Raw genomic sequence first — 13,592 nt, 5'->3', positions numbered from 1 at the left:
GGCAGATTTCCAACTAGTTTAGTCGCAACTCAATACTCTAAACTATGAAAATTGCAACTGGCTTTATGCTACTTTTATCACTTTGCTTTACACAAATTTGGGCGCAAAACCCTATAACACGAGTAGAACCACCCAATTGGTGGGTCGGTATGGAACACAATACCGTTGAGTTACTAGTCTACGGAAAAGATATTGCCAGCTATGAAGTGAGTTTAAAAGATGAAAATGCCGTAACCCTTAAAAGTATTAAAACTGTTGAAAATTTCAACTATCTATTTTTGACCCTTCATATATCAAATAATGCACAGCCTGGTGAACTTAAATTACAGTTTAAAAAACCAAGCTCGAAACCTTTTACCTATTCCTATCCTATTAATCAAAGAAAAGCAAATAGAAGGTACATCGAAGGCTTTGATTCTTCTGATGCCATCTACTTAATAACTCCTGACCGTTTTGTAAACGGCGATGTTACCAACGATGCTGTAGAGGGCTTGAAAGAACTACCGAATAGAAAAGAAAAAGCAGGTAGGCATGGGGGCGATGTAGCAGGAATCGTAGAAAATTTAGATTACATAAAAGAATTGGGTTTTACGGCCATCTGGACCAACCCTATTTTAGAAAACGATATGCCAGACTATAGTTATCACGGCTATGCGATTACAGACTTTTACAAAGTTGACCCCCGTTATGGTAGCAACGCATCTTTTAAAGCGATGTGCGAAAAAGCTGCTGAAAAAGGCATGAAAGTAATTATGGACATGATTGCGAACCATTCGGGCTTAAATCATTGGTGGATGAATGATTTGCCCTCTAAAGATTGGATCAACCAATGGGATACATATACCCAGACCAATCATAAAAAGACGGTGATACTAGACCCATATGCCACTGAAAAAGATAAGAAAGCGTTTTTTGATGGTTGGTTTGTACCGACAATGCCAGATTTGAATCAACGAAACAAATCTCTTTCAAAATATCTGATACAGAATACACTTTGGTGGATAGAGTTTTCCGGTATTTCAGGCATACGAATGGATACTTACCCTTACCCCGATATGTACTTTATGAATGATTGGACGAAGGCGGTGATGAAAGAATATCCAAACTTCAATATAGTCGGCGAGGAGTGGGTATTGCGACCCACTATAGTTTCTTATTGGCAGAAGGGAAAGCAAAATTCGAACGGCTATACATCGGAATTAAAAAGCCTAATGGATTTTCCTTTGCAAAATGCTCTGGTCAATTCATTGAATGATTCTGATTCGTGGAATGCGGTTTATGAAGAACTCGCACAAGATTATTTATACCCCAACCCTCAAAATTTGGTAATATTTCCCGATAACCATGATATGAGTCGAATCTTCACTCAGTTAAACCAAGATAAAGAACTATTGAAACTTGCTTTGACATATATTGCAACCGTACGGGGCATACCTCAAATCTATTACGGTACAGAAGTTTTAATGCAGAATAGGGGTACAGAAGATCACGGCGTCATCCGATCTGATTTTCCAGGGGGCTGGCCAAACGATAAAGTAAATTCTTTTACGGGAGAAGGTCTTACCGAGGCGCAGTTAGAAACGAAGAATTATCTGGCTAAACTTTTCAATTGGCGAAAAGGAAATAAGGCCGTTCACAACGGAAAACTTATTCATTTTGCTCCTCAGAATAATACCTATGTTTTCTTTAGGTATACCGAGAGTGAAAAGGTAATGGTAATTTTAAACAAGGCTGAAAAAGCCAAGAGTATTGACCTGAATGAGTATAAAGAAGTGCTCAAGGACAATCTTTCAGGGAAGGATGTTTTAACGGGAAAGATATATAAGGCTGTGGATAGCTTAAAAATTACTGGTAAAACAGCTATGGTCATCGAAGTGGAGTGAAGATTATTGTAGTATATAATTGTGTTTAGCGATTGAGATATTTTGCTCATTATATGAAACTATTGCTTTACCAGTTTCCACAAGAATCGTACTTCTTTTTCTGCTACAGGTATGTTCACTTGGTAAATTGTGTTCGAATAATTTGCCAAGCGCTTTATAATTTTAAACGAAAATAATACTTTATCCTTCTTGAACACTTAAGAAAAGTAAATCCTGTTTTTTTGGTATTTCTTCTAATTTAGAAATGGGGCCATCGCCTCAGAGCAGCATAGTACAGGATGCTCTTCAAAGCAAAAAAAATTATACTTGGTTAGATGAAAATGTAAAATAAGCTTTTAAAAGCTCATCTTCATCTTGTTTAGCAGGTGTTTGTATGGCAACTATGGTCTAGTGTGAAAATGCAGCCCTATAATTACAATAAAGGAACCAAACTACTATTCATGTTAAGGGGGGCAGAAATCAATTTTGTAGAAATACGTAATGGCAATCATCTGGCTTTTAAAGAGCTTTTTGATGCTACGTATACAGAGCTTGTAATTTATGCCCATTCCTACCTTTATGAAAAGTCTTCTAGTGAAGATATAGTTCAAGAAGTTTTTGTGCGTCTTTGGGAGAGGTCTCATAAAATTACCATCGATATTAATCTCAAATCTTACCTTTTTGCAATGGTGCGCAATGCTTGTTTGAACCACCTTAAGAAATTTAATATTAGTGATCAGTCCAAAGTGCTGGAAATTCCGGCAGTAGCCGAGGTTGGTATGGATATGGAATTGGCCGGCGAAGACCATAAACAATTGCTCTACAACCAAGTTTTGAAGGTGATTGACGAGTTGCCCACAAAAATGAAGGCCGTTGTAGAATTACGCTTCCAAAGCGATTATGCCTATCAAGAAATTGCTGATGAACTAAACATATCGGTTAATACGGTAAAGACACAACTTCGAAGGGCAAAGGCCAAATTTTCCGAACTCATACTAACCATGCTTCTATTCCTCTGGTACTAACTTGTAAGTGCCGTGATATTTATATTATAAAGACTAAAATTTTATCATTTTGATAATTTTTTATCACCCATTTTGAATATATGGTTGTCTTGTTTTAAAAAGGCAACCATTTTTTATTATGGAATTTAAGCTCATTATCAAGAAATTAAACAATACGTTAAATGAATCTGAAACCGATACTTTCAATAGTTGGTATAATGAATCTCCCGAGCATAAAGCATATTTCCATAGAGTTAAACAGCAATACGAAAACACTCCAAAACGAGTAGAAACGAGGAATGCATGGGCGAAAGTTTTTTATAAAATCAATAATAAATCAAGCAAAGCCGGCTACTTAAAGTATGCCGCAGCTATAACCGTATTTCTTGCGATTACTTCTCTTTGGCTTTTGAATAGAAATGCTGAAATATATTTAGACCGTACTCCGCCCATAGTTTCAACACCTAAGGAAGATAAAATTGAAGTAGGAACGGACAAGGCGACCCTAACGCTAGAAGATGGTTCTAAAGTTACGTTGGAAGAAGGGCAACAATTTAGTGCAGGAAATGTGTCTAGTGACGGAAAGCACCTGATATATGACGCAACTTCAAATAAGAAGACAATTGCACAAAATATTCTGGATATACCTAGGGGAGGCCAGTTTTATGTGGTACTTGCAGATGGTACTAAAGTTTGGGTGAATGCCGAAACCCGTTTAAAATATCCTGTAGAATTCATTCCGGGGGAATCTAGAAAGGTAGAGTTGGTCTACGGGGAAGCTTATTTTGAGGTGTCCCCCAGTGAAGAACATAATGGAGCTAATTTTATTGTGATGACAGGGGAGCATGAGGTCGAGGTTTTGGGCACCCAATTTAACGTAAAGGCTTATGAAGGTGAAGATCATGTTGCCACCACTTTGGTCGAAGGCAAGGTCAAAATTGACAATGCCGGCAAATCTCTGAATCTTGAACCAGGGTTTCAATCAAAGTTGGATCTTAAAACTTCAGAACTGCGCATAACACCGGCAGACGTCGATAATGAAACCTCTTGGAAAAATGGTTATTTCAGCTTTAAAAACAAATCATTGGAAGATATTATGAAAGTACTCTCCCGTTGGTATGACTTTGAAGTGAAATTTCAAGATAAGGATTTGAAGCACATTGCGTTCAACGGTGTTTTTAGAAGGGCTACGGCTATCGAGGATATTCTAGACATCATACGGCAAACGAACGAAATAAATTTCGAAATAAACCAAAAAACAATAACCGTGAAATAGGATAAAACAAAAAAGGGAACGGAGTCTAGATCTGTCAAATTTAAACCTCCATCCCCATATACATTGATCAACTTAAAATTAACCAACATTCAAATTTATGAAAACTAAACTACTTGAGGGTGTTCCTCTGTTTTTGAGGAAAATCCTAATGCTGACTATGAGAAGCTTTATCTTTTTCTTTACGATAATATCGTTCGGATTTAGTTCTGAATATGGGTTTTCCCAAAATGAAAAAGTCAGATTTGATAATGACGCTTCTCTTACAATAGAGGAAATTTTAGAAGTCATTAAAAAACAAACCGATTACAATTTTATTTACCGCTCTGACCTCTTTAAGAACAGCCCTAAAATAAGAATCGACAAAGGCACGGTGAAAATCGAACAGTTGCTTAATAGATGCGCAGAGTTGACCGAATTTGAATTTCAATTTGCTAAAGACAATGCCATTTTTCTAAAAAAGCGTGCTAAGAATTTAGTGAAGAAAGAGGTACAATTCACTGTTTCTGGTACAGTTTCGGATAGTGATGGTCTTCCATTGGCCGGGGCGAATATTATAGAAAAAGGTACGACCAACGGGGTCACTGCTGATTTCGATGGTAAGTTTCAGATAGCGATTGCCGATTCAAATGTCATCTTGGAGGTTTCTTATATTGGCTATGCCAGCAAAGAAGTATCGGTCAATGGCCAATCAAGCCTTCAGGTCATGCTTGATGAAAGTGCAGCGGGCTTAGATGAGGTGGTGGTTGTCGGCTATGGCACCAAACGGAAGAGAGATATTGTTTCCGCAGTTTCGGTAGTAGATTTAAAAGAGGTTAAAGATGTACCGGCCACTGATATATCAAGATTGATTTTAGGCCAGGCCCCAGGGGTAGTGGTGAGTCAAAATTCCGGAAGGCCAGGTCAAGAAATGGATATAGTTATACGTGGCCTCAGTTCTTTGGGTGCTGATAGTAAACCTTTGTATGTCGTTGATGGGTTTGCAATCGGAACTTCCACTGGCCTTAGTATCGACCCAGGAGATATTGAGTCGATAACAATTCTGAAAGATGCCGCTTCAACGGCCATTTATGGGGCTCGAGGATCGAACGGGGTTGTTTTGATAAATACGAAAAGTGCCAAGGCAGGTCTTACATCGGTTACCCTAGACGTGGTTTCAGGTATACAGAACATACCTAGCGAACGAAGAACCAAAATGCTGAATGCGGTTGAATTTGGACAATTTCAAAAAGAAAGTTGGGTCGATAAATTTATATTCAATGAGGGCAGGGAGCCAGCTGAATCTGAAATTCCCCTGCGTATAAGAAATCCCGAGAACAATACTACTTATACTGATTGGCAAGATGAAATAATGAACAGTGCGGCTTTATTCAAAAAGTATAATATTACCGTGACTTCAGGGGGTGAGAGAAGCAATTCTATCATCTCTATGGGTTATTTGAATCAAGAAGGCGCCATCATTAAAACCAATTTCGAGCGCTTTAATGTAAGGGCCAACATCAATACAAAGATTACCGATAACATAAATATTGGTCTAAATGTAACTGGTTCAAGGTCAAACGAGAGATATATACCTGAGGGCAGTAGAGATTTGGTTACCGGAATTGCCCTTTGGGCAGACCCTAGAGAGCCCATTTATAATGAAGACGGTTCGTTCAATAATTATTTAGGAGGATATAATGCCGATGGAGATTTGATTTTCGGTAGTTTGAACCCTGTTCAACTTTTACATGAAGAGAAAAATAAAAGACATATAAACAGGCTCTTGTCGAATATGTTCGTTGAGGTCGATTTTCTAAAAGATTTCAAGTTCAAATCGTCGGCCAATGTATCGCTGATTGGTCAGAGGGTCAATTCGTTTAGGCCCTCTACTTTGGCCTCTAACGGTTTCAATGGTCCGCCTCCGAGAGATGCAAGTTTATCCGAAGAATATGCCGAAGAAATCAATTGGTCTGCCGATCAATTACTTTCGTACTCGAAGTCTCTAGGCGAGTCTCATGGTCTAGATGTATTGCTTGGCTATACCGCGCAAGAGGCAACGCTTAGAAATATTGGTTCGCAAGGCACTAAATTTCCTGATGATCAAATTCGATTTCTACAAAATGCGGAAATTTTCAGTGTCAATTCCGGAGAAACAAGTTGGAGTTTGTTGGCTTATTTTGCCAGGTTGAACTACGATTTTAAAGACAAATACCTACTGTCGGCCACTTATAGAAGAGAAGGTAGCTCAAGATTTGGATCAAATAATAGATGGGGAAGTTTTCCGGCTGTTTCTTTAGGTTGGAGGGTTTCAGACGAATCTTTTCTGCAAAACGCCGATTGGTTGAACGATCTAAAACTCAGGGCAAGTTTTGGGGTGACGGGCAACAATAATATCGGTAACTACCCGAGTCTTTCAACATTGACATCCTCCAATTATATATTAGGAAACGGCTTCGCACCTGGTAAAGTGCTGAACTCTTTGGCAAATCGCAATCTAGGATGGGAAGAATCGGATCAGTTCAACTATGGGGTCGATATAACTATTCTTGATAACACATTGGTTTTTACGGGGGAGTACTATAAGAAAACTACAGAGAATATGCTGTTGCCGGTAAATATTCCGGTAATCTCAGGTTTTGAGTCCACCTTTACGAATATAGGCAAGGTTCAGAATACGGGTATTGAATTTGCTCTTGGCTACCGTAACAGTATCGGAGAAGACCTTCGTATTAGAAGTAATTTTAATATTTCATTCAATGATAACGAGGTCTTGGCGATAAATGATGATAATGACCAAATTAGAAATGGTGGTTTTTATGGTACAAACAATGTTTCTCAAGTCGGTCGGCCTATCGGTATGCTTCATGGGTATAGAAATTTAGGAGTGTTCAACACGGTTTATCAGATCAATTCAAGTCCAACGCAAGATGGCGCCATACCCGGCTCATTCATTTATTATGATGCCAATGGTGACGGAGAGATTTCATATGATACCACAGATTGGGTAGAGATTGGAAATCCACATCCGGAGTATGTATGGTCGTTTAACTTGGGCCTAGATTATAAGGCGTTTGATTTCAATGCGATTCTGACCGGTGCCGAGAATTATGATGTTTATAGAAATATAGAATCTACAACGCTCAACCTTGATGGTGTTTTCAATGTAGACGCGAGGGCCAAAGAAAGATGGCGTTCTGCCGAAAACCCGGGCAATGGCAGGGTACCCACCACTACCTATTGGAAATGGGAAAGAGAATCGAACTCTTTCTATGTTCACGATGCCAGTCATATTTGGATCAAGAATGTCTCTTTGGGGTATACCATTCCTCTAAACCCCGAGGGAGCCATCCGAAATGCTCGTATCTATATCAACACAGACAATCTCTACTTGTTTTCAGATTTTCCGGGAGGAAATCCACAGGTTAGTACGGCAGGCGGTATTAATCCCGGTCGAGACGATTCAGCTTATCCGGTGCCTAGAACGGTAACCTTAGGAGCAACCCTGTCATTTTAAACTCAAATCAACTATCTAAAAAAGTAAATCAATGAAAACGATATATAAAATAGGAGTTTTTATTCTGGCGGCTTTAGTATTCTCTTGCAGTAAAGACTTTCTTGATAAGACCGACCCCACACAATTAGGTGAAGAAACATTCTACAATACCGAAAATCAGTTAGAACAAGCGGTTTTTGGTATTTACGGGCAATTGCAGACCATTACCGCAGACCAATGGTTGTTGCAAGAGTTCGTCTCCGATAATACCACTGTGCATTTTAACGAAGGCAATAGGGGGCAGGGGCCGAACATAGAGTCGGTAGAATATTGGCAAATGAATTCGAACACTAGTTTGATCTATACTGCATACCGAAATATTTATAATACATTGGGTAATATCAATACGGTGCTTTTTAAACTTTCTGAAGCTGAAATTGATGCTACTTCGAAAGCAAGATTAGAGGGCGAAGCCAAATTTTTCAGGGCGTATTATTATTTTTTATTGGCTCAATACTTCGGTGATGCCATTTTGATTACAGAACCGATTGGGGATCCCTCAGAATCTTTTGAATATTCCCGTTCACCCGAATCAGAGGTGTATGAACTGATCAAAAGCGATCTCGATTTTGCTGTCTCCGCTTTGCCGGCCATTTATGATTCTTCAGAAGCGGGCCGAATTACGAAGGGTGCGGCTTTAACTTTATTGGGCAAGGTTTACTTGACTTTAGCAGACTATAGCGAGGCTATAACAACTCTTGAAGCAGTAATCGATTTGGGTATATATGACTTGTTACCTGATTATGGGGCTGTTTTTGATCCTAACAACAAGAACCATGTTGAATCAATTTTTGAAGTACAATTTCAAGGAGGCAACGATTTGGGTGAATCCAGTGGTTTTATCTATAATTTTTATCCGCTTTTTTCGGAGGGTGCAGTCACGGGTTTTCCTGGTATTAATGGGGGTGGATGGAACATCCCTACCAATGACCTCATTAGTTCCTATGAAGAAGGTGATTTGCGCAAAGCGGTTTCAATAAGTGAGGGCTACATCAACAACAATGATGAGTATGTGGCGGTACCTTTCATAGAAAAGTTTCATCATCCACATTCCATTCAGTCAAGACCTGATGACAACTGGCCTGTGCTAAGGTATGCAGATGTGCTTTTAATGTTGGCGGAAGCCATCAACGAAGAATCTGGCCCGAATGCACAAGCCTACGGCTATTTGAACGAAGTTAGGGAGCGTGCAGGATTGGAGTCTTTGGGAGGCTTGTCACAAGGTGAGTTTCGTAATGTTCTAAGGCACGAGAGAAGAATAGAGCTGGCATTTGAAAACCACCGTTGGTTCGATTTAAAACGTACCTTTAGTACAGCTGAGCTAGTTAGCTTCTTAAATGCCCATGGTGAAAGAGAAAGAAACAACCCTACTACGCCTCGAGGCCAAATAGGTTTTTCTCCGTCCGATTATCAGTTTGATGCTTTTGAAGTGCTTTTCCCGCTGCCGGAAAGAGAATTGCTGGTAAATAAAAATTTAAAGCAAAACGACGGATATTGATCTCTTTAGATTGAAGAGTTGGTAAGTTGATATAATTCCATCAACATAAAATTTGATTGATTTATGGAAAGTTTTGATTGGATACTTCAATTTCTCGGAAGACTTCACCCCCTAATGGTTCATTTTCCCATTGGGCTGCTAGTAGTTGCTCTTTTCATGGAGCTTTTGACGCTCAATGGAAAACGAAAGGGACTTCGTGAAGGTATTCGTTGGATGGTCATAATCGGTGCCGTTTCGGCTATTTTATCTACCCTCTTTGGGTGGTTCTTGAAATCTCAAGATGACTATAGCGGAGATTTGGTCGATAAACACCAATATATTGGCATAGCGACAGCTGTTTTTTCCATCGCCGCATCAATTTTACTGCAACGAACTCTTCAAGGAAAAATCAAAGATTTTCGCCTATATAGAGGCGTTTTGATGACCACGGTCATTTTACTGACCATCACAGGGCATCTAGGTGCCAACCTCACCCATGGGGAAGACTTTTTAACAGGTGTTTTGCCCGGTAGTGATGAAGGTTATGACGATAGTAAAGGGGTCGCTTTATTGGCTGAACTCAAGCAGGTCGATTCGTTGGATACCGCGCAGCAAGACCGTTTAAATTTAGAGGTAAGGGCCATTTTTGCCCATAACTGCTATCAATGCCACAGCCAGAACAAACAGAAGGGTGGTTTGGTTTTGGATAGTAAAGAAGGGGTTTTTGCAGGTGGCGAATCCGGCTTATCGGTAGTGGCTGGCAAACCGGAGGAAAGTGAACTTTTTCGGAGAATTACATTGTCTCCCAATCATGATGAGGTAATGCCAAAAAAAGGAAAAGTTTTAAAATCCAGTGAAATCAAATTGGTTGAAATGTGGATCAAGAACGGAGCCCATTGGTCAGACCAAACATTAAAAGTGTTTCCTGAGGCCGAATTGGCATTAAACATGCCTTCTTTGCCAACTTCCGTACAATCCCATCCTATAGACAAATTGGTTGACTCGTATTTTGAGGAAAAGGGCACAGAATGGCCCCAAGAAGTAAATGACCACTTATTTGTTCGCAGGGCATACCTAGATATTGTTGGGTTGCTGCCATCAACCCAACAGATTGAGAAGTTTGTAAATGATTCCGATTCTAATAAAAGGGAAGCTCTTATCGATTCCCTTTTGAACGATAAACACAATTACACGCAGCATTGGATCAGTTTTTGGAATGATTTATTGCGCAATGACTATAGTGGAACAGGGTTTATTACAGGGGGAAGAAAGCAGATTACCGACTGGTTGTATAATTCGCTACTTACAAATAAGGGTTATGACCAAATGGTAAGTGAATTGGTAAACCCATCTGAGGCTTCCGAAGGCTTTATCAAAGGCATTGAATGGCGAGGTGTGGTCAACGCCAGTCAACGTACCGAAATGCAGGCCGCTCAAAATATAGGTCAATCTTTAATGGGTGTCAACGTAAAATGTGCCTCTTGTCATAACAGCTTTGTGAGTAATCTTACTTTGGAGCAATCTTATGGCTTTGCCTCGATATTTGCCGATTCGGTTTTAGAATTGAACCGTTGCGACAAACCATTGGGTAGAATGGCCGAGGTTAACTTTCTGTACCCTGAATTGGGCGAAGTAGAGGGCGAAAGCCTAGAAGAACGGTTGTTGAACTTGGCGAAAGTAATGGTGCAGCCCGATAATGGCCGCTTGTACCGAACCATAACCAACAGAATTTGGCAAAGACTGATGGGCCGTGGAATTATTGAACCTCTAGATGAAATGGATAATGAACCATGGAATGGCGACTTACTCGATTGGCTTGCCGCCGATTTTATTGAATCTAGTTATGATTTGAAGCATTTGATCAAGCGAATCATGACTTCCAAAACGTACCAATTGCGCGCGGCGAAGTATGATAGGGTAGAAGATTTGAAAGCTGATTATGTCTTTACCGGGCCGATTGTAAGACGCTTAAGTGCCGAGCAGTTTTCCGATGCGGTGAGTCAAATCGTATTTCCGGTGTACCATACGGTGGAGTATGACCCTTCACATGCTGAGTTGAAAGCGCAGCGAGTATGGCATAGAGAGGTCAAGTTTGACCGCGACGTGCTTCCCGAGCCCGGCAAAAGGTATTTTCGTAAAACATTTAGTTTGTCGGGCGGGACAATTTCCGAAGCGACTGCTTTATTATCTGTCGATCATTCCTATGTGATATATGTAAATAGTGAAAAAATTGCTTCCGGAAATGATTGGAAAAGGGTTGGTAAATATGATGTGACCCAATTTTTAAAACCAGGAAAAAATGTGATCGCTATCGAAGGAGAAAATGAAGGAACGATTGCCAACCCGGCGGGAGTGCTGTTTTCAATGAAAATCAAGTTTGAAACTGAAAATGAGATACAGATAGATTCCGATACCACATGGAAAAGTAGTGCCGACATCCCCAAGGGGGAGTGGACATCCATTCATTTTGATGATACTTCTTGGAACCAAGTGAGAAATTATGGTACAGCGAATTGGGGCAAATTGGTCAATTTCAATTTCAATGATGAAAATGGGGAATTCGCAAGAGCCAGTTTGGTAAAGCAACACCCGTTCATGAAAGCATTGGGTAGGCCAAGTCGCGAAAATGTCGCTACAACGAGGGATGATAATGCCACTTTATTACAAGCCTTGGAGCTTACGAATGGAGAGTTTTTCAATGGAGTGCTAGAGGAGGGCGCCGAACGCTGGCTGAAAGCGTATGATAAGGATAGTCAGAAAATAGTTGACAATCTATACCAACAATCTTTCGGTAGAAATCCCTCCGAAGAAGAAAGTGCATTGTTGATGGGCATACTAGGGGAGAATGCGAGTAAAGAAGGTTTGCAAGATGTATTTTGGTCTACGTTGGTCTTACCGGAGTTTCAGTTTATCAATTAAAGATAGTAATGGGTTTTTCGCATATAAAGTTTGAGAAAGATGAAAGAGAATAATACAAGACGAGAGTTCATTAAGAAAATGTCGGCAGCCAGTTTGGCGGCATCCGCTACGAGTATTCCATTGGCCAGTTTTTTGAGCTCTTGTTCAAAAGGCCCCTCTTCCCTGCCATCAACGGCAGATACGGTCATTCTCCTTTGGATGGCAGGTGGTATGGCCCACACCGAAACATTTGACCCAAAGGCCTACGTGCCTTATGAAAAGGGGGTAGAGAGTAAAAGAGTTTTAAGTACTTTTCCAAAAATACCCACGGTGGTCGATGGCCTGCATTTTTCTAAGGGGCTGGAATCTATAGCAGGAGTGATGGATAAAGGGGCCATTATTCGGTCTTATAAATCGGCTGATTTAGGTCATATTCTGCATACTCGGCACCAGTATCATTGGCATACATGCTATGAACCGCCACAATCGGTACAGGCACCTCATATAGGAGCATGGATAGCTAAAGAATTAGGGCCGGTCAATCCTGTGATTCCTCCTTTTATAGCGATGGGGCAGCGTTTTACGGTGGGTGAGGCGGAAGAATTAAAAGCGTTTCACTCCGCAGGGTTTTTGGGCACCGAATTTGGTCCGTTTTTAATACCTGATCCGGCGGGCGGACTTGACAGTGTGCGCCCACCAAAAGGAATGTCATTGAAACGTTTCGAAGCCCGTTATAAGCTTTATAAAGAGTTGGCCAATAAAAGTTCGTTCATGCAAGAGGGCAGCGATTATCAAAAAGAATCGCTCATGCGCTCAATGGAGCAATCGTACCGTCTATTGAACTCCCCGGAGGCAAAGGTTTTTGATTTGTCAGAAGAACCCAAAGAGGTGTACGATACTTATAATACTGGAAGATTTGGCCTTGGTTGTCTTTTGGCAAAGCGGTTGGCCCAAAATGGGGGTAGGTTTATTAGTGTTTCTACTGAATACGAGCCTTTCTTAGGATGGGATACACACGAAAACGGTCATACCCGAGCCAAGAAAATGAAAGAGTTGATAGATAGGCCTATTGCCCAGTTGGTGAAGGATTTGGATGAAAGTGGGCATTTAGATCGCACGTTAATTATTTTGGCAAGTGAGTTTAGCCGTGATGCCATTCTAGAAGGAAGACCGGGTGAAAAAGTAAAAGATCAAGTGGACCAACCGGATATCATCGAAGATGAGAAATTCTACGGAATGCACCGCCATTTTACAGATGGCAGTTCGATTCTTTTATGGGGCGGTGGTATTGAAAAAGGCTTGGTGTATGGAAAAACCGCTGATGAAAGACCTTGTTCTTCCATAGAAAATCCGGTGGTCATCGATCAAGTACATCAATCCATTTATCACGCCTTGGGTATACACCCTGAAACGGAGTACACTATCGAGGGTAGACCGTTTTACACAACTCCAGATGGTCATGGCAAACCTATTCTTGACTTATTCGGTAAGCCGATTGCCTAAATAATTTTCCTATATTCGATTTATGAAGTACCGGCGTCAC

Annotated in this window: 7 protein-coding genes; all 7 read left to right on the top strand. The window is 40.5% G+C overall.

Annotation, left to right across the window (positions count from 1 at the left end; all coding sequences use genetic code 11):
- Positions 1 to 44: 44 nt before the first annotated feature.
- The 7 genes from IV512_RS15610 (at position 45) to IV512_RS15580 (ending at position 13,552) form a co-directional block, all read left to right on the top strand.
- Positions 45 to 1,883, top strand: coding sequence for a glycoside hydrolase family 13 protein (locus IV512_RS15610; protein WP_209405010.1), 1,839 nt, complete (start codon positions 45 to 47; stop codon positions 1,881 to 1,883).
- 440 nt (positions 1,884 to 2,323) lie between these two features.
- Positions 2,324 to 2,887, top strand: a complete 564-nt coding sequence (locus IV512_RS15605) for an RNA polymerase sigma factor (RefSeq protein ID WP_209405008.1) — start codon at positions 2,324 to 2,326, stop codon at positions 2,885 to 2,887.
- A gap of 118 nt (positions 2,888 to 3,005) precedes the next feature.
- The gene (locus IV512_RS15600) at positions 3,006 to 4,142 is read left to right on the top strand and encodes a FecR family protein (RefSeq protein ID WP_209405006.1); all 1,137 of its coding nucleotides are present in this window, start codon (positions 3,006 to 3,008) and stop codon (positions 4,140 to 4,142) included.
- 97 nt (positions 4,143 to 4,239) lie between these two features.
- Positions 4,240 to 7,635, top strand: coding sequence for a TonB-dependent receptor (locus IV512_RS15595; protein ID WP_209405004.1), 3,396 nt, complete (start codon positions 4,240 to 4,242; stop codon positions 7,633 to 7,635).
- Between the two features lie 31 nt (positions 7,636 to 7,666).
- A complete protein-coding gene (locus IV512_RS15590) occupies positions 7,667 to 9,172 on the top strand; it encodes a RagB/SusD family nutrient uptake outer membrane protein (RefSeq protein WP_209405002.1) in 1,506 nt (501 codons plus the stop codon).
- A 63-nt stretch (positions 9,173 to 9,235) separates the two neighbouring features.
- Positions 9,236 to 12,070: a DUF1549 domain-containing protein gene (locus IV512_RS15585; RefSeq protein WP_209405000.1), complete on the top strand. Its 2,835-nt coding sequence runs from the start codon at positions 9,236 to 9,238 to the stop codon at positions 12,068 to 12,070.
- Positions 12,071 to 12,109: 39 nt separating this feature from the next.
- A complete protein-coding gene (locus IV512_RS15580) occupies positions 12,110 to 13,552 on the top strand; it encodes a DUF1501 domain-containing protein (protein ID WP_209404998.1) in 1,443 nt (480 codons plus the stop codon).
- Positions 13,553 to 13,592: the final 40 nt, after the last annotated feature.

It is taken from the genome of Pseudozobellia sp. WGM2 (assembly GCF_017810075.1).
GTDB lineage: Bacteria > Bacteroidota > Bacteroidia > Flavobacteriales > Flavobacteriaceae > JADNYK01.
This window is presented reverse-complemented; position numbering and strand designations above follow the sequence as displayed.